This is a genomic window from Amycolatopsis mediterranei, from assembly GCF_026017845.1.
Taxonomy (GTDB): Bacteria; Actinomycetota; Actinomycetes; order Mycobacteriales; family Pseudonocardiaceae; genus Amycolatopsis; species Amycolatopsis mediterranei.
Window position 1 is genome coordinate 8,655,341 of sequence record NZ_CP100416.1, and the last position, 22,851, is coordinate 8,678,191.

General features: G+C 72.4%; 18 protein-coding genes. 8 read left to right on the plus strand and 10 right to left on the minus strand.

What is annotated here, in order from left to right:
• Window positions 1-14 precede the first annotated feature (14 nt).
• Window positions 15-512 carry a hypothetical protein gene (locus tag ISP_RS38955; RefSeq protein WP_013229284.1) on the minus strand — a complete coding sequence of 166 codons (498 nt, stop codon included), beginning with the start codon at window positions 510-512 and terminating at the stop codon, window positions 15-17.
• 271 nt (window positions 513-783) lie between these two features.
• On the opposite strand from ISP_RS38955, the gene ISP_RS38960 reads away from it, so the two are divergent.
• Window positions 784-1,851, plus strand: a complete 1,068-nt coding sequence (locus ISP_RS38960) for a PorA family protein (RefSeq protein ID WP_013229285.1) — start codon at window positions 784-786, stop codon at window positions 1,849-1,851.
• On the opposite strand, the gene ISP_RS38965 is transcribed toward ISP_RS38960, so the two are convergent.
• Complete coding sequence (locus ISP_RS38965) at window positions 1,848-2,543, minus strand: class I SAM-dependent methyltransferase (RefSeq protein WP_013229286.1); 696 nt, start codon at window positions 2,541-2,543, stop codon at window positions 1,848-1,850. The genes ISP_RS38960 and ISP_RS38965 overlap by 4 nt on opposite strands.
• A gap of 145 nt (window positions 2,544-2,688) precedes the next feature.
• Between ISP_RS38965 and ISP_RS38970 the strand changes: the two genes are divergently transcribed.
• Window positions 2,689-3,837 (plus strand): glycosyltransferase family 4 protein, encoded by a 1,149-nt coding sequence (locus tag ISP_RS38970; protein ID WP_230468557.1) that lies wholly within the window; start codon window positions 2,689-2,691, stop codon window positions 3,835-3,837.
• 52 nt (window positions 3,838-3,889) lie between these two features.
• Here ISP_RS38970 and ISP_RS38975 read toward each other — a convergent pair whose 3' ends face one another.
• The 3 genes from ISP_RS38975 to ISP_RS38985 are packed head-to-tail and all read right to left on the minus strand — an operon-like array spanning window position 3,890 to window position 6,813.
• Window positions 3,890-4,939: a hypothetical protein gene (locus ISP_RS38975; protein WP_013229288.1), complete on the minus strand. Its 1,050-nt coding sequence runs from the start codon at window positions 4,937-4,939 to the stop codon at window positions 3,890-3,892.
• A gap of 5 nt (window positions 4,940-4,944) precedes the next feature.
• Window positions 4,945-5,127, minus strand: coding sequence for a hypothetical protein (locus ISP_RS38980; protein WP_013229289.1), 183 nt, complete (start codon window positions 5,125-5,127; stop codon window positions 4,945-4,947).
• A 3-nt stretch (window positions 5,128-5,130) separates the two neighbouring features.
• On the minus strand, window positions 5,131-6,813 hold the full coding sequence (locus tag ISP_RS38985) for a hypothetical protein (RefSeq protein ID WP_013229290.1): 1,683 nt from the start codon (window positions 6,811-6,813) through the stop codon (window positions 5,131-5,133).
• Window positions 6,814-6,883: 70 nt separating this feature from the next.
• Here ISP_RS38985 and ISP_RS38990 point away from each other — a divergent pair, with 70 nt between their 5' ends.
• Window positions 6,884-8,098, plus strand: a complete 1,215-nt coding sequence (locus ISP_RS38990) for a lipopolysaccharide biosynthesis protein (RefSeq protein WP_013229291.1) — start codon at window positions 6,884-6,886, stop codon at window positions 8,096-8,098.
• A 70-nt stretch (window positions 8,099-8,168) separates the two neighbouring features.
• On the opposite strand, the gene ISP_RS38995 is transcribed toward ISP_RS38990, so the two are convergent.
• Window positions 8,169-12,179 carry an alpha-(1->3)-arabinofuranosyltransferase gene (locus ISP_RS38995; RefSeq protein WP_013229292.1) on the minus strand — a complete coding sequence of 1,337 codons (4,011 nt, stop codon included), beginning with the start codon at window positions 12,177-12,179 and terminating at the stop codon, window positions 8,169-8,171.
• 125 nt (window positions 12,180-12,304) lie between these two features.
• Between ISP_RS38995 and ISP_RS39000 the strand changes: the two genes are divergently transcribed.
• Window positions 12,305-12,979, plus strand: a complete 675-nt coding sequence (locus ISP_RS39000) for a class I SAM-dependent methyltransferase (protein WP_013229293.1) — start codon at window positions 12,305-12,307, stop codon at window positions 12,977-12,979.
• Here ISP_RS39000 and ISP_RS39005 read toward each other — a convergent pair.
• The gene (locus tag ISP_RS39005; protein ID WP_013229294.1) at window positions 12,973-14,715 is read right to left on the minus strand and encodes a glycosyltransferase family protein; all 1,743 of its coding nucleotides are present in this window, start codon (window positions 14,713-14,715) and stop codon (window positions 12,973-12,975) included. The genes ISP_RS39000 and ISP_RS39005 overlap by 7 nt on opposite strands.
• Before the next feature lie 11 nt (window positions 14,716-14,726).
• On the minus strand, window positions 14,727-16,307 hold the full coding sequence (locus ISP_RS39010) for a substrate-binding and VWA domain-containing protein (protein ID WP_013229295.1): 1,581 nt from the start codon (window positions 16,305-16,307) through the stop codon (window positions 14,727-14,729).
• Window positions 16,308-16,567: 260 nt separating this feature from the next.
• On the opposite strand from ISP_RS39010, the gene ISP_RS39015 reads away from it, so the two are divergent.
• The gene (locus ISP_RS39015) at window positions 16,568-17,359 is read left to right on the plus strand and encodes a glycoside hydrolase family 25 domain-containing protein (RefSeq protein ID WP_013229296.1); all 792 of its coding nucleotides are present in this window, start codon (window positions 16,568-16,570) and stop codon (window positions 17,357-17,359) included.
• Window positions 17,360-17,362: 3 nt separating this feature from the next.
• Here ISP_RS39015 and pdxR read toward each other — a convergent pair whose 3' ends face one another.
• Entirely contained in the window at window positions 17,363-18,763 is a 1,401-nt protein-coding gene (pdxR, locus tag ISP_RS39020) for a MocR-like pyridoxine biosynthesis transcription factor PdxR (RefSeq protein ID WP_013229297.1), read from the minus strand.
• A 47-nt stretch (window positions 18,764-18,810) separates the two neighbouring features.
• Between pdxR and ISP_RS39025 the strand changes: the two genes are divergently transcribed.
• The gene (locus ISP_RS39025) at window positions 18,811-19,272 is read left to right on the plus strand and encodes a carboxymuconolactone decarboxylase family protein (RefSeq protein WP_013229298.1); all 462 of its coding nucleotides are present in this window, start codon (window positions 18,811-18,813) and stop codon (window positions 19,270-19,272) included.
• The gene (locus ISP_RS39030; protein ID WP_013229299.1) at window positions 19,269-20,669 is read left to right on the plus strand and encodes an MFS transporter; all 1,401 of its coding nucleotides are present in this window, start codon (window positions 19,269-19,271) and stop codon (window positions 20,667-20,669) included. The genes ISP_RS39025 and ISP_RS39030 overlap by 4 nt, the downstream gene beginning before the upstream one ends.
• A 116-nt stretch (window positions 20,670-20,785) precedes the next feature.
• Here ISP_RS39030 and ISP_RS39035 read toward each other — a convergent pair whose 3' ends face one another.
• Window positions 20,786-22,243, minus strand: a complete 1,458-nt coding sequence (locus ISP_RS39035) for an MFS transporter (RefSeq protein ID WP_013229300.1) — start codon at window positions 22,241-22,243, stop codon at window positions 20,786-20,788.
• 86 nt (window positions 22,244-22,329) lie between these two features.
• Here ISP_RS39035 and ISP_RS39040 point away from each other — a divergent pair, with 86 nt between their 5' ends.
• Entirely contained in the window at window positions 22,330-22,704 is a 375-nt protein-coding gene (locus ISP_RS39040) for a MarR family winged helix-turn-helix transcriptional regulator (protein WP_013229301.1), read from the plus strand.
• The last annotated feature ends 147 nt before the right edge of the window (window positions 22,705-22,851 follow it).

Here is a 22,851-nt window from a genome sequence, read left to right on the forward strand (position 1 = left end):
CGTGGCGGGCCGCGCTAAGCCGCGTCGGTGTCGACCAAGCGGGCCAGCTCCAGCAGCGTTCCCTCGAACCCCGGGCCGGCCGTCAGCGCCACCGTGAGCGGGCCGCCGCGCCGGTCCCGGCCCACCGGGAGGGTCACCGCCGGCTCCGTCCACTGCGGACGGTCCACACCGGCCGAAACCACCACGTCCGGCCGGGCGGGGCGATGCTTGCGGCCGCCCGCGTCGAGGTCGAGGACCACGTTGCCGTGCAACGAAAGCAGAGCCGCGACGTCCGCCACGGCATCGCGCAGCTCGCGGTCGGCGATCGAGTCCGAATGGGCGCCGATCGCCGGGCGGGGCGGGTGGGTGTCGTGGGCCAGGCGGGGCACGATCGCTTGGAGGGCGCCCGAGGCGCACGTCAGCACCCGGATGCCGGGCACGCCGGCCTGGGGGTCGGCGATGCTGATCCCCGCGCTCGCGGCGGCCGCCACGATCCGGGCCCGCCAGCGCGCGGTCGCCGCGATGGCGACCATCGATGGGTCCTGGGGCAAAAGGGGAATTCTCCTTCGCGATCCGGCGCGGCGGCAGGGGGATCGTCCGATGGTGAGCCCGTGCCCGTTGTGCCCGGGAACAAACATGTTTGGCCGCTTGGTCCGAACGGTCGCGCCCATGCGCCCTTCCGGTCGTACCGGACGTCTGTGACCGCCGGTCACACTTTGACGCGCGACGTGGCGCGGGCCACTATCCGTGCACCTGATTACCGCCGGGTAATTTGCGTGTCCGGAGTACGACCCAGGAGGACCGTTGCGACGAGCTTTCGGCCTGATCTTGCTGGCGCTGGGGGTCTTCGCGATCGCCGGGGCGGTGCTGCTGCCGACCTACGTCTACCCGAAGCTCGCCAAGGTGCCGCTCGACCAGGATTCGACGTCGGTGCTGGAAGGCACCGCGAGCAAGGTCCTCGCCGTGACCGACAAGGGCGCCGGCCCGGTCACCGAGATCCGCGAGAACCGGAAGCTGACCGCGACCGGCCACGTGCAGGCGAACTTCGCCTCGCCCGAGATGCACGAGGGCACCGACTACGCGGTCTGGCTGCTCGCGGTGCAGGTCAAGGACGACGAGGACGGCACGGTGCTCACCGCGAGCAAGCGGCAGGTCTGCTTCGACCGGCGCACTTCCGAGGGCTACGACCCGCGCGGGGATGCCGACCCGAAGTGCACCAAGGAAAGCAGCTACGTCACCGAGCTCAAGGACAAGGCGGACAAGGACGGCGAGAAGCCGCCCGAGAAGAACGTCTACAAGCCCCAGCCCGGCCTGAACTTCAAGTTCCCGTTCGGCACCGAGCAGAAGGACTACCAGGTCTACGACGACAACACCGGCACCGCCGTCACCGCCCGGTACACCGGCACCGAGGAGGTGAACGGAGTCGAGACCTACAAGTTCGTCCAGAACATCCCGGACACCAAGCTCCAGACGAAGTCGGTGCCCGGCTCGCTCGTCGGCGTCGCCGACTCGAGTGTCGACGCGGACCTGTACTACCGCGGGGTCAACACCATGTGGGTGGAGCCGGTCACCGGCGTCGAGGTGAAGCAGCAGCAACAGCAGCACCAGGAACTGCGGCCCACCACGGGCAACCCCACCGTCGTGTTCGACGGGACGCTGGCCTACAACGGCAAGACGATCGCGCAGATGGTCGACCAGATCGACGAGAACAAGGGCAAGCTGGAGTTCCTGTCGAGCACCGGCCCGCTCTGGCTCGGCATCGGCGGCGGGGTGCTGATCGTCCTGGCGATCTTCGTGCTGGTCCGCCGGCGCCCGGCCGCCCCGCCGGCCCCGCCGCGGCGGCACCGGGAACCGGTCGGCGCGGGCCGCTAACTCTTGCGCAAGACCAAGACCAAATTCCAGGACGCAATTTCACGCAGGCCGGGAATCCGCACGATCCACATCGCCCAGCTCGGGTGGTAGCGCGGATACCCGGCCACGAAATCGGCGAGCGGCGTCGTCTTCGCCCAGCGAAGCGCGGCGCCGACCGAAACCGGAAAGAGACTCTCCCCGAATTTGTTCTTCGGCTGCTTCCCGAGTTTCCGGGCATAACGCTGCCGGGCGTAGTGGCCGCCGAGGAAATGCCACGGCGCGGTCTCGTGGCCGCCCCACGGCGAATACCACGGCGTGAACGAGGCGAAGATCGTGCCGCCGGGCTTGGTCACCCGGCACATCTCGGCGAGCATGACCCACGGCTGCGACACGTGCTCCAGCACGTTCGACGAGTAGCAGACGTCCACGGATCCGCTGCGCACGGGCAGTTCCGTGCCGCTGGCGCGGATCATGTTCTCCCCCGGCTCGCCGCGGGCGGACAGCTCGCCGACGTCCGGGTCCAGGCCGAGGTAGACCGCGCCGGCCGCGCGGAAGGCGTCGGAGAAGTAGCCGGGGCCGCCGCCGACGTCGAGCACCGTGCGGCCATCCAGCGGAGTGTGCGCCGCCAATTGCCGGACGGAGTCGGCGGCGAGCGTGGAATAGAAGCCGTCCGGGTCGGTCTGTTCGGTCAGGAATGTCCGGAACAGCGTCACCGACCGGCGGAGCGTGGCGCGATGCGGCTGCGCCGTCGCGACGATAACCGGATTACCTACCATTGAACCGTCGCTTTCCCGAATACGTTCATCTAAGGTGTACGCACCAGTAACCTAGCACCGTCGCTACAGTTTGGATAACCCGATGGAACGTCCTCGTGTGCTCCTCCTCAACTGGCGCGACACCGGCCACCCCGAAGGCGGCGGCTCGGAGCGGTACGTCGAGCGGATGGCCGAGGGCCTGGCCAGAGCGGGGTACCGGGTCGAGATCCAGTGCGCCGCCTACCCGGGTGCGACGGCGGGCGAGTGGCGTGACGGCGTCCGCTACCGGCGGCGCGGCAACAAGTTCGGCGTCTACGCGCACGCGCTGCGCGCCATCCGCCGGGCCCGCGCCGATCTCGTGGTGGACGTGCAGAACGGCATGCCGTTCTTCGCCCGGCTGGTCGCCGGCTGCCCGGTGCTGGTGCTCGTGCACCACGTCCACAGGGAACAGTGGATCAGCGCGCTCGGCGAGACGCTGGGCCGGGTCGGCTGGTGGATCGAGTCGCGGCTGGCGCCGTGGCTGTTCCGCCGGTGCCGCTACGTCACGGTTTCCGAGGTCACCAAGGCGGAACTGGCGGAACTGGGCATCGGGCGCGAGCGCGTCACGGTGGTCCCGAACGGCCTCGACACGCCACCGCCGTGCGCGTCCGAACGGGACAGGGAGCCCACGCTGGTCGCGGTGAGCCGGCTGGTGCCGCACAAGCGGATCGAGCACGCCATCGACGTCGTCGCGCGGCTCGCGCGGCGCTGGCCGTCCCTGCGGCTGGAGGTCGTGGGCCAGGGGCCGTGGGACGAGGTGCTGCGCGCCCACGCGGCTTCGCGCGGGGTCGCCGACCGGGTCGTCCTGCACGGCTGGGTCGACGAGCAGGCCAAGCACGAGATCCTCGCGCGCTCGTGGCTGCACCTGTGCCCGTCGGTCAAGGAGGGCTGGGGCATCGTCATCATGGAAGCCGCGGCACACGGCGTGCCCTCGGTCGCCTACCGCGCCGCCGGCGGCGTGCGGGAGTCCATTGTGGAAGGCCGGACCGGCCTGCTGGCCGACGACTTCGACGATTTCACCGCGCAGGTCGACGGCCTGCTCGCCGACGGCCTGCGGCGCGCGGAAATGGGCTTGGCGGGCGCCGAGCGGGCCGGGAAGTACAGCTGGGACGCCAGTGTCGGCCAGTTCGCGTCACTGGTGCGGGACGTCTCCGGGCAGCCCGTCCCCCGGCCCCGCACCCTGGTCCCGGCGCTCGCCGAGCAGCCGACCTGATGCAGTGAATGACTCATTCCTGGCGTCGGACGCCAGGAATGAGTCATTCATGTCATTGTCGCGCCGTCTGGTCCCGTACCGCATCCCGGAACTCACCCAAGAGCCGAGCCGCCGCGGCCGCGTCGAAGTCCTTGCGGCGAGCCCGCACGGTGACCGTGGTCTGGCCACCGGTCGTCGCCACGCCGAACGCCACGCCTGAGCGGCCGCTCGCCGCCGGGTAGAACGCCAGCGTCCGCACGGTGTCCGCGGTGGACACCACACCCAGGTTGGACACCAGGAACGTCGATCCCAGCCTGCTCGCCAGCAGCCGCGTGCCCAGCCGGGCGAGCCGGCTGCTGCGCGCCGGGAAATCCGGCTCCGGCGGCTGGGCCCGCAGCACCGCGGCGACGTCCGCGCCGCGCGGCAGCCGCAGCCGGAAGAACGCGCTGTCGTGCACCGGTTCCGGCGCCGCGCCGGACCGCCGTGACGCGCCCAGCGCGGCCACGACACGGGTGGTGCGGGCGCCGTGCGCGCGGTTCCAGCGTTCGGTGGCGCTCGCGGCGGCCGCGACGAACCCCGCGGCCCCGAGCCGCAGGCCCGGCTCGTCGCAGGCCACGAAGACGTCCCCGACGGCCGCCTGCCCGTGTTCGGGCGTGATCCGGCCCGGTGGGGCGAAAAGCGCCTCAGCGAGCCGCTGGAGGGCCGAAACCACAAAGGGTTTGCCGCCCGTGCGTTCGCCGATCCCGCGCGCGGCCGAAGAAACCGGGACGTCGAGGAGGATACCGAGCAGGGCGAGCAGGCCGAGGCCGTCGAGGGCGCCGTGGTGCGCGGCGATGAGGAGCGTGCGCTCACCGGCGGCGACGCGCACCAGGGGCGCGCCGCGTTCGTAGGGCGCCGAGGCGAAGCGGTCCCGCACGGCGGCCAGATCGGTGAGCCGCTCGATTCCGGGCACCGCACCGAGGTGCGGGTACTGCTGGACCGCGGCCGCCAGCCGGGCACGGAGCTTCTCCGGTTCCGGTGCGGGCGCGCCGAGTTCCGCTTCGAGGAGGATGCTCCAGGAAACGGTGGGGTCGCCGTAGAGCCCGACGACGCGGTGGGCGTGGTCGGAGGCGAGCCGGGTCACGCGCCTCAGCGGTCCCCGTAGAGCTTGAGCGGGTGGTCGGCAGGGTTGAACTTCACCTGCGCGTTGAGCTTCTGCTGCACCGGAGCGGCGGTGTCCGGGTCCGCGCCCTGGATGAGGGCGAAACCGCCCGCGGTCGCCGCTCCGCCGCCGATGATGACGGCGACGATCGCGCCGATGACCGTGCCCACGAGTCACTCCTTCCGCGGCGGGAGAATCCCGCCGCGGCCCAATGTACGCATCGGTAACATGCGGCACAACACTGCGACGCACAGCAACGTGAGCGCTACTCCGTTCGCCAGCAAGGCGGGCGTCCACGAGACCGCTTTCACCGCGGGCTCACCCGGGGTCCGGTACAGCGTCAACCAGTCGCCCGACCACACCGGCGTCGCGCCGGCGAGCAACCGCGGATCCACGTAGCCGGGTGTCCCGTGTTCGACGAGGATCCAGCCGATGCCCGCGTCGGTGAGCTCCCGCGCGGACGTCGCGGCGCGGACGTCGCCGATCCTCGGGTCCTCACCGGCGATCCGCTCGGCGCCGACCTGCAGGGTGTCGTCCATCAGCACGGGTTTCGGCAGCACGCGCGGCGCCGGGTCGAGCTGGGTGCGATCGGCGTTCCACGCGAACCCGCGGAACGCCGAGAGCGGCAGCGCCAGCACGTCACCGGGCCGGTCGCCGAGCTGTCCGGACACCGCCGCCCAGTCGTCCGGGTACTGCGCGGTGCCGAGCCGTCCCCAGCCGCCCCACGCGAGGTCCGGCATGGTCAGCAGCGGGAAGACGACCGCCGCCGTCACCAATCCGGCGCGTCCCCCGGCGGTTTGCAGCTTCGCCGCGGCGGCTTCGACGGCCAGCGCGAAGCCCAAGGCGAGCGGCAGGGCCCACCACGCCACCCACTTCTGGGCGTCCCGCAGCAGTCCGGCGCCAGGCACGTACCGCGTCGCCGCGGTGAGCAGCGTGTCCCCACCCGGCAACGTCGCCAGTGAAGCCAGGAGAACACCCAGGACGCCGAGCGCGGTCAAGGAGCGCACCGGCGCCTTCCCCCACCGGTGGGCGAGCGGCCGGAGCCCGGCGATCGCCACGGCGACGACGATGAGCGTCAGCACCGGGACCAGGGGCACGGCCCGGCTTTCCGGCACCGTTTCGGCGTTCCAGATGCCACCGAGGCCCAGCACGCTGAGCAGCGCGGGGCCCCAGCTTTCGGCGCGGGCGCTGAACGCCGTGACGCCGTCCGGGTCGGAGAACGCGCCGCCGGCGTCGAGGAACGTCGGGACCAGCCAGGGCAGGTTGAGCACGAGCGCGATCGGAACCGTTTGCCGGAGCCGTCGCGAACCGGCGGCCACGACCACGACGGCCGCCGCGAGGACGCCGCCCGGCGGGGTCAGCACGGCCGGAGCGCAGGCGATCACCAGCTTCGGCAGGGCACCGGGTTCGCGCGCCCGCACGGCGAGCCCGGCGCCGACGATCCACGGCAGGGCCGCGTACGTCAGGAGCAGCGGCCAGTGCCCGATGAACAGCCGTTCGGCGAAGTACGGCGTCCAGGCGTAGGCCGTCGCCGCGACGAGCCGGGTGCCCAGGTGCTCGGTGGGGACGAGCCGTCCCGCGCCGAAGGCGGCGAAGTAGACGGCCGAGAGCAGGACGATCTTCTGGACGATGTCGCCGGGCAGCACGGTGGTGGCGAGCGCGACGGCGGCGTCGGCGGGGACGGACCGCGGCAGCGTGTCGCCGACCCCGAAGGCGTCCGGCACGAAGTACTGCCGTGGCGCGAAGACCATGTCGTAGCTCAGGACGAACCCGCGCCCGAGCAGGGGCGCGCAGACGGCGAACGCCAACGCGGCCGACAGCACGGGGAGGGCCGCCCGGCTGCTCGGTGCGTTCACGGCCCTTCCTTTCCGTTGCGCGCGCGGTTATCGTCCCTGGTCATTACCCGCCGGTAATGGGAGCCCGCCGTTGAGCGTAGACACCGAAGTCCCGGCCCGGACCGGCAACCGGGTCGCGGCGATCCTCGTCTCGCTCGCGCTCGCGGGCAACAACGCGGCCAGTTACGTGCTGAGCCTGGCGGCCGCGCGGATCCTCGCGCCCGGCGCGTTCGGCGAGCTGAGCTCGCTGCTGGCGGTGCTGGTGATCGGCGTCGTCCCGGCGATGGGCCTGCAGACGGTGGTGGCACTGCGGGTGGCGCGCTCGCCGTCGCTGTCCCAGGGTTCGCTGTTCGCGCTCGGCCTGGTGACGAGCGCGATCGTCGCGACGACGGCGTTGACGCTGAGCCCGTTGCTGGTGCTCCTGCTGCACCTGGGATCGCTGGCCCCGGCGCTGCTGGTGACGGCGGCGCTCGGGCCGTTGACGCTGCTGGGGGTGTTCCACGGTCTCCTGCAGGGCAGCCACCGGTTCGCCGTGCTTTCCGGCCTGATCGCGCTGGAGGGGGTGGGCAAGGTCGGCGGATCGCTGGCCGGGCTGGTGATTTCGGGGTCCCCGACCGGGGCGCTGGCCGGGACGGCGATCGGTTCGCTGGCGGTGGTCGTCGCGGGCTGGCAGATCTGCGGCCGCCCGCGTCCCCGCTGGGCCGACCGCCACGGCGGCGAGGTGCTGCACACGGCGCAGGCGATGCTGGCGCTGGTGCTGCTGGTGAACCTGGACCTGGTGCTGGCCCGCCACACGCTGCCGTCTTCGCAGGCGGGTGAGTACGCGCTGGGGGCGATCGTCACGAAGATCGCGTACTGGCTGCCGCAGGCGGTGGGGGTGCTGGTCCTGCCGCGGTTCGCCGTCTCCGACCGCCGCCGCCGGGTGCTGCCGGTGGCGCTGGCCGTGTGCGGCTGCCTGGACGCTCTGGTGTTGCTGGTTTCGCTGGTGCTGGGGCCTTCGCTGCTCGCGGTGATCGGCGGCGCCAAGTACACGGGGAGCACGATGCCGGTGTGGCCGTTCGCGCTGGCGGGCTCGATGCTGGCGCTGGTCCAGATCCTGCTGTACGCCCGCTTGGCGGACGGCGACCGCCGCGTGACGGTGCTGATGTGGTCGGCGGTCGGCGTGGAGGCACTGCTGATCACGACGTGGCTGCACGGTTCACCCACCCAGGTGGTCACGGCGGCGGCGTGCACCGCCGGCGCGTTGGCCGCGGCCGGCGCCCTCCTGGAGCTCCGGCCCCGACGCAGTGAATCCCCACCGCAATGAATGACTCATTCCTGGCGTCGGACGCCAGGAATGAGTCATTCACTGCATGCGTGCCGGGAGGACCGGCGGGTCAGGGGGTGGGCTCGGTGGGGTTTTCCTTGCGGACGAACCAGTCCACGCACGTGGCCACCATCGCCGCCGCGGCCAGCAACAACGCTGCCTGGGTCACCGGGCCGTACGCCCAGTCCTGGCCGTGGCCCAGGACGCGGCCCGTCACCGATACGCCCGCCGCCACCGCCATGCCGCCGAAGGCCAGGAACCTCGGTGCGCGCTCCGAGAACTGGCGGGCCAGCAGGCACGCGATCAGCAGCACCACCGGCAGCATCCCGCCCAGCGCGACCAGCAGCCCGATCAGCACCACCGGTGTCCAAGCGCCGCCCGCCGAGATCGTGAACCGGCGACGGCGCGCCGGCCACGCCACGCCCACCAGCAGCGCCAGCACCGCCGCCGCGCCGACCAGCAGGCTCAGCCGGTAGTGCGCGTCCGGGGTGAACGACAGCGACACCACCCCGCCCCCGCCCGCCGGGACGATCCACGCCTGCTGCCAGCCGTCCACGCGGGTGCGGGTCAGCTGCTGACCGTCCAAAGTGGCCGTCCAGCCCGCGTTGGCGTTCTCCGGGACCGCCAGCACCGCCTCCGCGCCCGGCCCCACCGTCACCGACCGCGACGCCGCGTCCCAGCTGCCCACCTGGACCGCGCGGTGCACCGGCGGCGCAACCGTCGCGGACGGGCGCAGCCACAGGTCCTGGACCACGAACGACTCCGACCGGTCCGTCCGCAGCTCGTGCCCGCCCGCCGGCAGCGCGATGCCGCCCTCCGAATCCCGGCACATCCCCAGGGACAGGGGCCGGTGCGCGGTGATGTCGGACAGCTTGCCCTGCACCGACGTCCGGTAGTCGAGCCCGTCGAGGTGGACGTTCGGGCCCGAGCCGCACGGCACCGTGAACGCCGGGTCCGGCGCCGGGAGCAGGCCGTCGCTCCCGGACAGCGCCAGGCTGCCGATGCCCACCACCGCGCGCGCCGCGGGATCGTCGTCGTCGCCCGGCAGCGTGATCTGCAGCTGGTCGGTGTCCAGGGGCTCGAAGGACGCGGACCCGCCCGCGTCGAGCTGCACCGAGCGCGTCCCCGTCCGGCCGGTCAGCTCCACCTGCCGCGGCGCCCGGGCCCCGCTCGACGGCGAAACCTCGATGTGCAGCCCCGAAATCCGCTTCGGCGACGTCCACCCGAGCGTCAGCGCCGGCCGCAGATCGGTGATGTCCGGGCGCCACGTCGTGCCCGGATCGCCGTCCACGGCCGCGAACCCGGCGGCCGCCGGGTCGCCGGCCAGCTGGGACGTCGACGCCACGGTCACACCGGGCAGCGACACCGGGTTGCGCCCGCCGCCCGCCGGCAGCACGGTGCCGCCGACCAGGTACGTCTGCTCGGCCGGGGTGCTGAACAACCGCCGGATCCCGTCGGGTTCCTCGCCGTCACGGGCCGCGGCGGCGGTGCACTGCACGGCGGCACCCAGCGGCAGGCACGCGTACCGGGGCTGCTGGCCGCGCGTGAACGCGAACCCGGGTGCCGGCCCGGTCGGCAGGTCCGCGGGCACTTCCAGGGCGCGCTGCGGCTCGGTGTCCGGGATCTTCAGCTCCGCGATACCGACGTTCCCGTCCTGCCGCCCGACCACCAGCGACAGCAGCGTGATCCGCACCGTGCGGGTGACGCCGCCGGCGACGGAGTACTCGTGCGGCCCGGCGCCGCGGATCACCGGCTGCTCGACCGAGCCGTTGTCGGTCGTGATCCGGATCCGGGTGGCCGGCCAGCCCACCCGCAGGTCGTCGACCATCTGCAGCTCGACCGAGTTCACCAGCCGCGGGGTGTCCAGCTCCACCTCGAGCCACTGGCCGATCGGCCCGGTGAACGACGACGAGTGCCACGCGGTGCGCGGATCGCCGTCGATCGCGGCGAACGGCTGGTGCGACGGATCGGACCCGCCGAAGGCGTCGGCGAACGACGCCGCCGTCGACGCCGTCACCGAGCGGATCCCCCGGTAGGCGGCCACGGTCTGGTGCTCCTGGCCCGGGAACGGCAGCAGGTCGCCCGCCGCGCGCTGCTGGCGGTAGGCCTCGCCGGCGGTCAGGGTCTGGCTGAGGTTGTCGCGGACGCCGCCGACGTTCCGCTCGGCCCGGCGCAGGCCGTCGGTCACCAGCCGCGGGCCGCCGGGCGAGCCGCCGTCGCCGGTGAGCACGGTGGGCGTCGCCGGGTCGAGCTGACCCGAGTCCATCAGGGGCAGCAGGTTCTCCGGACCCCCGCTCACGGTGGGGACGTCCGTGGTGGACGTCGCGGTGGCCAGCGGCACCGGCTTCCGCACTTCGTAGACCTCGAGCGGGCCGAACTCCGCGGCCTTGACGATGTCCGGCGACCCGGCCAGCCCGGCGCGCAGCGTCGCGATGGGCGGCGCGGTGTTCCGTTCCCGGTCGATGTCGTTGCGCAGCAGCAGGAACCGGTACCCGGACCGGGCGAGCAGCGCGGCCAGCCCGGGGTCGCCGCGGCCGTCGGCGAGCGCCGCGTCCACGGAGTCCATCAGCCGCGTGTTCCCTTCCGAGCCCAGCGGCACCTGGTTGCGGACCGCCCACGGGCTCCGCGCGATCGCCTGCGCGGGCTCGTCGACGGTGCGGCCCCAGTCGTACTCGCCGAAGCCGGTGGCCGGCAGCAGCAGCGTCCGCGCGTTCGGATCGGCCTTGCCGACGTAGGCGAAAGCGTCGTACCAGTAGCCGGGCACCGCGTCCCAGCCCGGGCCGGACCGCAGGTTCAGCAGCCACGCCGGTGCCGCCATCACCAGCACCAGCAGCAGGCCCAGCGCCGGGCGCAGGAACCGGCGCGCGGACGTCACCCGGGCCGGGCTCGCGATGCCGTGCGCGAACGCCAGCATCAGCGGCAGCCGCAGCACCGGCTCGAACTTGTGCACGTTGCGCAGCGGCGCGAGCGGCCCGTCGAGCAGGTGCCGGACCTGTTCGGCCAGCGGGCTGTCGAGCGAGCCGACGTAGCCGATGGTCAGCAGGGTCAGCCCGGTCACCACGCCGAGCACGAGGAACCGCCGCTCCGGCAGGCCGCGCCGGGTCAGCCCGAACAGGCCGACGCCGGCGACGAGCCCGGTCGCGAGCATCAGCACCGGGTTGTCGATCAGCGACCAGCCACCCGGCCACCACGGCGTGCCCTGCACGACGTAGGCGACCCACTGGTTGGTCCCGCGCAGCACCTCGAACAGCGACATCGGCGCGGTCGTGTTCGTCGCGGACTCGATGTAGTCCAGGAACGGCAGGCTGTATTCGCCGAGCAGCAGCAGCGGCAGGATCCACCACAGCGTCGCACCGATCACGAAGACGAACCACCACAACACGAGCTCGACGTGCGCCCGCGTCCAGCGGCGGGTCAGCAGCCACAGTCCCGGCAGGACGAGCGCCATCACGACCATCGCGCCGTTGACGCCGCCCATGCACAGCACGGCCAGCGCGGACAGCCCGGCGGCTCGCCGCGGCGAGCCGATCGCCCCGGCCCGCACCAGCGGCACCAGCACCCAGGGCAGCAGCACCGCGGGCAGCATCTCCGCGGACAGACCGCCGATTTCGGTCAGCATGCGCGGCGCGAGCGCGTATCCGAGCGCGCCGATCAGCCGCGTGCGCTCGGTGCCGATCTTCATCGCCCGCGCCAGCAGCAGGGCGCCGCCGAACGCGGCCGACAGCAGGACCGCGCCCCACAGCCGTTGCGCGATCCACGCGGGCACGCCGGCGGCCTGGCACAGCGCGAAGAACGGGCCCATCGGGAACAGGTAGCCGTAGGCCTGGTTCTGCAGTTCCCCCGCGGTGGCCTGGGGGTTCCACAGGTGCAGGGCGCGCCCGAGGAAGGCGAGCGGGTCGACGGCGAGGTCCAGCTTGGTGTCGAACGTCGTCTTCCCCGGCATCTGCAGGAATGACAACGTGGTCAGGGCCAGCACGATCCAGGTGCTCGGACGGCGGAGGAACGCGCCCACCGAGAACTTCCGGCCGCGCTCCACGGGCGGAGCGTCGTCCCGGGTCCGTTCGCGGGTGCTGGTTACCATCCGGTAGATACTAAGCCGAAACCTGGCTACCATGTGCCGACGATTTTCCCCGGCCCCCGACTTCCCTGGGCAGGTGCGCCATCACTACCGAACTGAGCACGGAAGATTTCGCCGACGCGTGGGCTTTGGCCGAGCCGGTCAAGGGCTGGATGACGCGCGCGCAGGGCGAGGCGCTGTGGCAGGCCGCGTGCCGCCTCGAAAAGGGTGACGTCATCCTGGAAATCGGCAGCCACCAGGGCAGATCCACGATCATCCTCGGCGCCGCCGCCCGCACGGTCGGGGCCACGGTGATCGCCGTCGACCCCTTCGTGGACGGCCGGTTGTTCGGCGGATCGCCGACGCGCCAGCTCTTCGAGCGCAACATCCGGCGGGCCGGGCTCGACGACGTCGTCGAGCTCGTCGCCGGTTACAGCACGAAACTGCGCCCTGACTGGGATCGGGCCATACAGCTGCTTTACATCGACGGCAAGCACGACTACTGGACCTACACCGACGACCTGCGCTGGTCGGCGCACCTGCCGCCGGGGGCGGAAATCCTGGTCCACGACTGTTTTTCCTCCATCGGCGTCACGCTCGGCACGATCGCGAAAGTCCTCTTCGGACGGCGGTACCGCTATTTGGACCGCACCACGTCGCTGGCGCGGTTCCGGCTGGCGCCACCGTCCACGGCAGACCGCCTGCGCCTGCTGGCGCAGCTGCCGTGGTTCGCGCGCAACGTCGGGATCAAGGTGCTGCTGCGGCTGCGGTTGTGGCCGCTGGCCCGGCTGGCCGGGCACGACAGCCCGTACGACCCTTACTGAGTCACCGGCTTCCCGACCTCGATCCGCGGGACGCACACGGGTACGCCCGGGCTCGACAGCCGCACGCCGATGTGGTCGAACAGGCCGTCCACCGGCAGGTACAGCGAGTGCAGCCCGGGCTGGAACCACACCGGCGTCCGGTCGACCAGCCCTTCACCGCCGTCGGAGGTGTAGTAGTCGATCTTCAGCAGGTGCCGGCCGAGCAGCGGGGTGTCGAGCGGGACGCTCAGCGGTGTTTCGCCGACCGTGTACCCGCAGTCCGGCAGCGGCCCCGGCACGCCGCGGGACTCCGCGGCCACCCCGGTGATCAGGTGGGGCGTGCCGGTCGCGTCGAGCAGGTGCATCCGGTTCGTCGGCTGGTCGAAGTGCGTACCGGGCACCAGGCCGACGACCCGGGACGCCTGCGAATCCGCACCGAACCACTCGTGGACGACATCGGACGGCACGAAGTTGTCGTAGAAAACCAGATCCGGATCCTCCGCGACGGCCGCGCGCACATTGGCGAGGTATTGCCCGGAATGGTCGAACCGCATCGCCGGGGAAAGCCGGGAAAAACCGACCACCGAACTGGCGAGCAGAAGCACGCACACGATCAGCGCGATCGGCCGTTCACGCGTACCGCCGGATGGCCCCATCCCGTCCGGCGTCAGGAAAGCGAAAGCTCCGCACAGGGCGGCCGTGAACGCCAGCTCGGCGAGGTACCGCGGGTCGTCACCGGCGGCCGGGCCGACTTCGCGCAGCCGCGTCAGGGCCAGCAGCCCGACGTCCACCGCGAACAGCAGCCCGAGCAGCGCCCACGCCCGCCAGGCCCGGCGGCCACCCACGCGCACGCCGGCCACCAGCAGCGCCAGGGCCGCGACGAGCAGCAGGACCACGACCGCGAACGGCGAAGGCGCCCAGGTCGCGCCCGGGCCGGGCCCCGACCACGGCCCGCCGGCCAGCCCCGGCAGGAAGGTGTCGCCGAGCATCCGGCCGGTCAGGTCGGCGACGGTGCCGGCGGTCATCGGCGGACCGCCGGGGGTCACCTGGCTCGACGTCAGCGCGAGGTAGCCCGCGACGAACGCGAGCAGCAGCACCGCGTGTCCCGCCCAGTAGCGCCACCGGTCGCGGAAGGACTGTCCGAGCAGGACGGTCACCGCGGCCAGCAGCACCGGGACCACCGCGGCCTTCTCGTAGAACGCGAGCCCGAAGAGCGTCCAGGCGAACGTGCCGATCCACCAGCGGCCACCTTCGCGCAGGTAGCGGACGTGCCAGTACAAGGCGCCGGCGGCCGCCAGCACCACCGGGACGACCTGGGAACCGTAAGCCCACCACAGCGGCGGGACCAGCAGCAACGTCGAGGCCGTGAACACGGTGAACGGCACCAGGATCGCCCAGCGACGGCCGAAACAGCGCACCAGCAGGCACCAGAACAGCACCGTCGCGACCGCCCGCATCAGCAGCAGCGGCGCCACCATGAGCGGGAAGTTCAGCGGCGCCCACCACGTCATCACGGCCGCGAGGAAGAACCCGCCGGGCATCAGGTGCCCGTGGTAGTCCTGGAAGAGGTAGCCGAGGTCGAACGGCCCGGCGAAGGCGGCCCGGTAGGTCATGACGAAGTCGTCCTGGGCGAAGTTCCCGTGCAGCGCCGCCCACGTGTGCAGCGCGAACGGCACGACCCCGGCGACGAACGCCGCCAGGACCAGCGCGGACGGTCTTCGCGCCACCCGGGGCGCGGGCTTTTCGATCTGCACCAACACGGGCGTCCTCACTTCTTGCAGGCGGGCGGCTGGCACATGAGCTTGCTCAGTGCCTGGTAGAAGACGTCGGAGATCTTGCGCGGGTCGGGCGTGGTGAAGGACTCGCCGCCGGTCGCGGCCGACACCTGGCGCAGCTCGCTCGCGTCGATGTCCGGGCCGATGCCGATCCCGATCACGGGCAGCGGTTTCCGCGGGTCCTGCAGCCGGCCGAGCTCGGCGAGCAGGCCGGGCAGCCCGATCGAGTCGTCGTCCTCGTTGCGGCCGTCGGTGAGCACGACGACGACGTTGATCCGGCCGAGCTGCCAGCTCTGCCGGGCGTTCTGGTAGGCGGCGAGGATCGAGTCGTACAGCCCGGTCGCGCCGCCGGGCTTCGGCTTGACCGCCTGCAGTGTCGCCACCCCGCCCGCGGCGAGCTGCTGGGAGATCGGCCGCATCGGCAGCAGTTCCTTGTAGTCCTTGGGCCCGTCCAGCTTGGTCGAGAACAGCCAGAGGCCGATCTCGGTCGTCGGCTTGAACAGCCCGAGCCCCTGCGTCGCGGCTTCGAGCGTGAGCGCCATCCGGCTGCGGCCGGTGCCGGGCACGGTGGCGGCCATCGAGCCGGAGACGTCGAGCAGCACCTGGACGCGGGCGCTGAGGTTCGCCCCGGCCCACGCCTGGAGCACCCCGTACATCGCTTCGGGCGTGGGCGGCCCGGCCGGGCGCGGGGCGGCGTTCGTGCGGGTGTCGCGCGGCCGGTCGCCGAGCAGCTGCCCGGACGGCGTCCGGAACCCGCCGTCCGCGAACGCCTTGGTCGCGGTCTGGTCGAGCAGCAGCCGCAGGAACCGCTCGGCCGCCGAGCGCGAGGCCTCCGAGGCCCGCGGCAGCACGACGTACGGGTAGTCGAAGCTCGGCACGCCGGCAGCGGGGTAGGCGGCGACGAGCTTGCGGGCCAGCACCGATTGCTCCGACGCCGGCCACGCGGTGAACGGCTGCTTCACCGCCGAGAGCTTGCGGATCTCCTCGGTGAAGGCCGCGGCCGGGTCGGGCGCGTCCTTGGTCACCTGCTGCAGGCCGATCAGCGCGCCGATGGCGGCCGGGTCCCGGCCCGGATCGGGCAGCCCGACCGGGCTCCCGGCGAGCACGTCCGACCACGACGGCGACTTCCCCGGCCAGCCGGCCTGCTTCGCGACGTCGTCGGTCAGCGCGAGCACCACCGGCGAGCTCGCCACCGGCTGGCCGGACTCGGGGAGGTTCCACGCGCCGCCGTCGCGGGCCTGCAGCAGCCAGGTGCTCGACTCCGGCACCCAGACGTCGGGGCCGTTCGCGCCGTTGGCCTCCAGCGCCGTCGCGGTGGCCGTCGACGGGCTCGCGGTGACCTCCACGGAGTAGCAGTCCCGCTCCGGGACGGTCCGGGCGAGCGCGGTCAGCACCGGCGCGATGTCCGGCGCGGCCGTGACGTGCACCGGGGTGGTGGTGTCGCAGCCGCTGCCGGCCAGCCGGTTCCTCAGGTAGTCGAACCCGGCCCATGCGAGCAGCGCGACCACGAGCAGCGCGCTCAGGACGACGACCCGAGCGTCGATCCGCCGGGCCCGCGCCGGGTGTGCCGCCAATGCACGTCCTTCCCTCGTGAGGTGCTGGCAGCTTGCCAGCCGGGTGAGCGGGAAGCCAGTACCGGAAGCAGAACGTCACCATCGGCGCGTGAGCCTGCGGTGAAGGGCGGCCCACGTGCAGCCGTTTTGGTGATTCACGCTGCGGTGTCGCGCTTTCCGCTTGACGACCGTCCCACGCGGGTAATTGCACGATGACGGCCCGTGAAAACGATTTCGCCGTCCTTTCCCCGGCGATACGGCACCGAACGGAGGCCGAACCCGTGCGCACGATGTACGACGCGGTGACGGCCGCGAACATCCCCGCGGACGCCCGGATGGTCGCGGGCTACATCGACCGGATCAAGCTGGCCCCCTGGACGCCGGCGGACTGGGCGCGGTTCCCCCACGCGGTCAAGGTCACCATCGTCAAGAAGGCCGGCACGAACGACGGGCACGTCCTCGACGTCGAGCCCGGCGACGCCACCCCGGCCGAGGCGCCGGGCTGGGTCCGGATGCGCCGCGCGGCGGGCGCCGACCCGACGGTCTACTGCAACCTTTCGACCTGGCCGTCGGTGCGGGCGGCGTTCTCCGCCGCCGGCGTCGCCGAGCCGCACTACTGGATCGCCCGCTACGACGGCGATCCCGCCATCCCCGCCGGCGCGATCGCCAAGCAGTACCGCGGGAACGTCGCCCCGGGCTACGACCTGTCGTCCGTCGCCGACTACTGGCCCGGAGTGGACGGCCCTGCGAGTGGAGTGGAGATCATGGAACGCATCACCGTCACCCCGCCGAACGCCGCGGAGAACGCGGTGCGGGTGTTCCTGTCCGGCAGCCCCGCCGCGGCGGTCGTGATCCGCCCGCGCCTCGGCGGCGACGGCTTCGCGAACCCGATGTGGGTGGGCGACATCTACGCCTGGGGCAGCGACCACCAGGGCATCGGCCACAACCCCACCCAGACGGGCGGGTACGACTCGAAGCTGACTTCGCACCGGCGCTACGACCTGCCGGGTGCGCTGTGGGCCGACATCAACTACAGCGCGGCCGAGCCCTTCGAGATCGACATCGTCGGGTAGTCCTCACGCCGGCGGCAGCGCGCGGCACAGCGCGTCGAGGGCCGCCGGGTAAGCGTGTTCCGGTGGCGTCGCGTAGCCGACGACCAATCCGTCCATTGTGGACATCGTGCTGTCCGGGTGGCGGAAGGCCGCCAGCCCGTCCAGCGCCAGGCCCTGCCAGGCCGCGGCCTTCAGCGCGGCCTTCTCGGTGCCCGGCGGAAGCCGCAGGACGGCGTGCAGGCCGGCGGCGATGCCCGTGGGTGTCACGTGCGGTGCCCGCTCGGCGAGCGCCGTCACCAGCTGGTCGCGGCGGTGGCGGTAGCGCTGGCGCATCCGGCGGATGTGCCGGTCGTACGCGCCCGACGTCAGGAACTCGGCCAGGGTCAGCTGATCGAGCACACCCGCCCACGCCTCGCGCTCGCCCTTCACCGCGAGCACCGGGTCGACGAGGTGCGCGGGGAGCACCAGCCAGCCCAGGCGCACCGCGGGCGAGAGGCTCTTGCTGACCGAACCGGCGTAGACGACGTGCTCGGGGTCGAGGCCCTGGACCGCGCCGACCGGCTTGCGGTCGTAGCGGAATTCCCCGTCGTAGTCGTCCTCGATGAGCACGCCGCCGGTCGCGCGGACGTGCCCGACGACCGCGGTGCGGCGGTCGTGGTGCAGCGGGCCGCCGGTCGGGAACTGGTGCGCGGGCGTCAGCAGCACCGACGGGACGTCGAGGTCTTCGACGCGCGCGCCGTGTTCGTCCAGGGCCAGCGGGATCGTCGGCACGCCGGCGGTGGCGAAGATCGACCGGTGGAACGCGAGCCCGTAGGACTCGACGGCGAGCGGTCCCCGCAACACGGCCGGGAACAGCAGCCGCAGGGCGTGGGCGAACCCCGAGCACACGACGATCCGCTCCGGTGACGTCCGCACGCCACGGGCCCGCGCGAGGTACTGGGCCAGCGCCTCCCGCAGCTCCGGGCGGCCGCGCGGGTCGCCGGGGCCGAAGGCGTCGTGCGGGGCCACGTTCAGCGCGCGGCGCGCGGCGGCGAGCCATTCGGTGCGCGGGAACGACGTCGCGTCCGGCTGCCCCTGGCGGAGGTGGTACGCCGGGTTCGACGCCGGTGGCTTCCGAGCCGGCGCCCGGACCGGCTTGAGGGGCTCGGCGCGCTCGGCGACGCGGGTGCCGGAGCCCTGGACGGCGGTGAGCCAGCCTTCGGCGACCAGTTCGGCGTAGGCGTCGGCGACGGTGTTGCGGGCCAGGCCGAGGTCGGCGGCCAGCGACCGGTAGGGCGGCAGCCGGGTGCCCGGAGCGAGCCGCCCGGCGCGGACGGCGTCCCGCAGGGCGGTGATCAGCGCGGCGCGCTTGCCGCCGGGTCCGGTCAGCTCCAGGTGCAGGTCGGCGCCGAGCCGCTCCCCCGAATTGACCCACTCTTTTGCCACGGAAGTGCACCCTATACGGAGGTCAAACCGGCCCTAGATTTCTGGTCATGACGAACTCCCGCATCAACTTCGCCAAGACCGCCCCGAAGGCCTTCAAGGCCCTGATCGGCTTCGACGCCGCCGCCCGCGCCGGGCTCGACCCCGCACTGGTCGAGCTGGTCCAGATCCGCGCGTCGCAGCTCAACCGCTGCGCGTACTGCCTGCACATGCACACCTCCGACGCCCGCAAGGCCGGCGAAAGCGAGGAGCGGCTGCACATGGTCGCCGTGTGGCACGAGGCCGGGCACTTCTTCAGCGAGAAGGAGCGCGCCGCGCTGGCGCTGACCGAAGCGGTCACGCTCATCCACGAAGGTGGCGTCCCCGACGACGTCTACGCCGGGGCGCTCGAGCAGTTCGGCGAGGAAGAACTGGCCCAGCTACTCGCGCTGATCTTCACGATCAACACGTGGAACCGCATCGCCATCGCAGGCGCGAAGGTGCCGGGCACGGACGAGCGAGTGGCGCGATGAGCCGCCGCCCGGGCGCGGTGCTGGCCCTGCTGGCCTTCGCGCAGCTGATCATCTCCCTCGACTACAACATCGTGTACGTGGCCCTGCCGGACATCGGCCGTGCCCTCGGGTTCGGCGCCCAGAGCCTGCAGTGGGTGGTGAGCGCCTACGCCGTGGCCTTCGGCGGGGCGCTCCTGCTGGGCGGGCGGGCCTGCGACCTGTTCGGCCCGCGCCGGGTCTTCGCACTGGGGTGTGCGCTCTACGCGGGTTCGTCGCTGGCCGGCGGGCTGGCCGGAGACCCCGGCCTGCTCGTCGCGGCCCGCGCCGGCCAGGGCCTGGGCGGCGCGCTGCTCTTCCCGGCGACGATGACGCTGGTCAGCACTTCCTTCGCGGCCGGCCGCGAACGCAACCGCGCGTTCGCGGTGTGGGGCACGGCGGGCGGCAGCGGCATGATCCTCGGCTCGCTGCTGGGCGGGGTGCTGACGCAGGCGTTCGGCTGGGCGGCGGTGTTCTTCGTGAACGTCCCGCTGGCCGCGGCCGCCGCGGTGCTCGCCTTTCCGCTGCCGGCCAGGGATCCGGCCCGGGAGCCCGGCCGCCGGTTCGACCTCGCCGGCGCGCTGACCGCGACACTCGGCACGACGCTGGTGGTGTTCGCCCTGGTCGAAGGCCCGGAGCTGGGCTGGACGTCGGCCGTGGTGCTCGGCACGGCGACGGCGGGGCTCGCGCTGCTGGCCGCGTTCGCCGCGATCGAACGCCGGAGCCGCGACCCGCTGCTGCCGCCGCGGCTGCTGCGGGACCGCAACCTCGGCACCGGCGTGGTGGTGACGTTCCTGTACATGGGCACGTTCGGCACGCTGCTGTACTTCCTGACCGGGTACTTCCAGGGCGTGCACGGCTACGGCGCACTGGCGACGGGACTGGCCTTCGGCGTGCCGATGGTGGCGATCGCGGCCGGCTCCCAGGCCGCGGGCCGGCTGGCGACCCGCTGCGGAACCCGCGCGACGCTGGTGGCTTCCCTGGTCGTCGGCGGCGCCGGCGCGGTGGTCCTGGGGCTGTCGATGACGCTGGAGGCGTCCTACCTGGCGCTGGTACCGGCCCTGGTGGTGCTGGGCCTGGGCCAGGGCGCGGGCTACACGCTGATGTTCGGCGCGGCGGCGGCCGGGATCCCGGCGGCCGACCAGGGGGTGGCGTCCGGGGTGGCGTCGACGGCCCAGCAGGTCGGCGGCTCGGTGGGCTTGGCGGTGTTCGTCGCGGTGGCCAACGCGGGCACGCACGGGCTGCCGGGCGAGGCCCTTCGAGTGGCCACAGTGGACGGTCTGCGTACGGCGGTGTTGTTGGCGGCAGCGGGGATCGCGCTGACCGCGGTGGCGGCCCTGCGCTTCCACGGGCCGCGGCGAGCGGTGGCCGTCCCGGTCTGAGCAGCCCCCGTTTTCCACGCTCCCGGAGGGCACCGACGAATTCCGGCGCCGGAGCGACGCGGAAGGACCACCATCCCCGACGATGGTGGTCCTTCCGCGTTTCCCGATCAGCCGGCTCAGTCGGCGAGAGCGAGCAACTCCTCCTCGACGACCGGCTCCTCGACGGTCCGCTTCCGGGCCACCAGACCGCTCGCCGCGACCAGCAGGCCCAGCACCGCGATCCCGGTGACCACGGTCAACGCCGGTGTCAGCCCGGTCAGCAGGGCCGCCGGTGACGCTTCACGGCCGCCGTTGGCGGTCAGGACCGCCGTCACCACCGCCAGGCCGATCGCCCCGCCCACCTGCAGTGACGTGTTGAGCAGACCGCCGGCCAGGCCCTGCTCGTTGTCCGAGACGCCCGCCGTGGCCTGGATGTTGAGCGACGAGAACGCCAGCGTGAAGCCGATGCCGAGCAGGATCATGCTGGGCAGCACGCTGCCCGCGTAGCCCGAGTGCTCGTCGATGCGCAGGAACAGCGCGTAGCCGATGACGTGCGCGACCACGCCCGCGAAGATCGTGCGCGGCGTGCCCAGCCGGTCGATCAGCGGCTCGATGCGCGGGGAACCGAACGCCACGATCAGCGCCGCCGGCAGGAAGCCCAGCGCCGTCTGCAGCGCGGACCAGCCCAGCACTCGCTGCAGGTACAGCATCACGACGAACTGGAAGCCGATGTACGCGCCGAAGAACAGCGCGCCGCCGAGGTTGGCGCGGGCCAGCGGGCCGGACTTCAGGATGCCCAGCCGCAGCAACGGGTGGCGGCTGCGCTTCTCGATGACCACGAACGTCACCAGCAGGGCGAGCGCGACGGCGAACGTGATCAGCGTGCGCGGCGCGGCCCAGCCGACCTCCGGCGCCTCCACCACGCCGAACACCAGCAGCAGCGAACCGGCGGCGCCGGTGATGGCGCCCGGGAAGTCGTAGCCGCGGCCCTCTTCCCGCTGGTACGACGGGATCAGCTTCCACGCCGCGACCAGTGCCACCAGGGCGATCGGCGCGGGCAGCAGGAACGTCCAGCGCCAGCCCACCTCGGTCAGCAGGCCGGAGAACACGAGACCGGCGGAGTAGCCGCTGGCGCCGAACACGGCGAAGATGCTGATCGCCTTGTTGCGGGCCGGGCCCTCCTGGAACGTCGTGGTGATGATGGACAGTGCGGCCGGCGCCGTGAACGCGGCGGCCAGGCCCTTGATGAACCGGCTCGCGATGAGCAGCGCGCCGTCGTCGACGAGGCCGCCGAGCAGCGAGGCCAGTGCGAAGATCGCGACGGCGACGAGGAACACGCGGCGGCGGCCGAGCAGGTCGGCGGTGCGGCCGCCGAGCAGCAGCAGGCCGCCGTAACCGAGCACGTAACCGCTGACGACCCATTGCAGCGCGTTGGTGGACAGGCCGAGGTCGGCCTGGATGGCCGGGAGCGCGACCCCGACCATCGACACGTCGAGCGCGTCGAGGCCGATGACGATCGAGACGGTGAGCAGGACACCCCAGAGACGTGCGTCCCACCGGGTCGAGGTGGTGGACAAGGACACGGAAGAACTCATGGCGGTGACATTACATGCACACGCATCTAATGTCCAAGCATTTAATGTGTTTGCATCTGATGTCCGTGCATGCTAAGTTGGTCGCCGTGAGCGACGTCGCCGAGAAACAACTGGTCCAGGAGTGGCACGAGCTGCTGGCCCGCTACTCGGCCGTGTTCAGCACGCTGGAGTGCCGCCTGCAGGAGCGCCACGGCATCGGCGCGAACGAGTTCGAGGCCCTCGAGCGGCTCGCCACCTGCGACTTCAAGTGCCGCTCGGCCGACCTCACCGGCGCCATCCACCTCAGCCAGAGCGCCACGTCCCGGCTGGTCGCCCGCCTGGAGAAGGAGGGCCTGGTCGAGCGCGCGCTGTGCGAGGTGGACCGGCGCGGCATCTTCGTCACGATCACCGAGGCCGGCCGTGAGAAGTACTTCGCGGCGAAGCAGACGCACCGCGAGGTGCTGGCGGAAACCCTCCGCTAGCCCCAAAGCCGTTCAGTTAGGCCGGTGGCTGGGTTGTCAAGGTTGCTTCTATCTCGATGGTGATCGTGGTGGGGTGGCTGGGGCCGCGGTGGCGTCCTTTGGCGGTGCTGGCGACGTATTTGGAGATTGCGCGTTTGACGACTCGGG

What these genes read in the sequence shown, in the direction of transcription:
- ISP_RS39030 (WP_013229299.1), top strand. Translation starts at nt 19,269, where the DNA reads ATGAGCCGCCGCCCGGGCGCGGTGCTGGCCCTGCTGGCCTTCGCGCAG.
- ISP_RS38970 (WP_230468557.1), top strand. Translation starts at nt 2,689, where the DNA reads ATGGAACGTCCTCGTGTGCTCCTCCTCAACTGGCGCGACACCGGCCAC.
- ISP_RS38995 (WP_013229292.1), bottom strand. Translation starts at nt 12,179, where the DNA reads ATGGTAACCAGCACCCGCGAACGGACCCGGGACGACGCTCCGCCCGTG.
- ISP_RS38955 (WP_013229284.1), bottom strand. Translation starts at nt 512, where the DNA reads ATGGTCGCCATCGCGGCGACCGCGCGCTGGCGGGCCCGGATCGTGGCG.
- ISP_RS39035 (WP_013229300.1), bottom strand. Translation starts at nt 22,243, where the DNA reads ATGAGTTCTTCCGTGTCCTTGTCCACCACCTCGACCCGGTGGGACGCA.
- ISP_RS39025 (WP_013229298.1), top strand. Translation starts at nt 18,811, where the DNA reads ATGACGAACTCCCGCATCAACTTCGCCAAGACCGCCCCGAAGGCCTTC.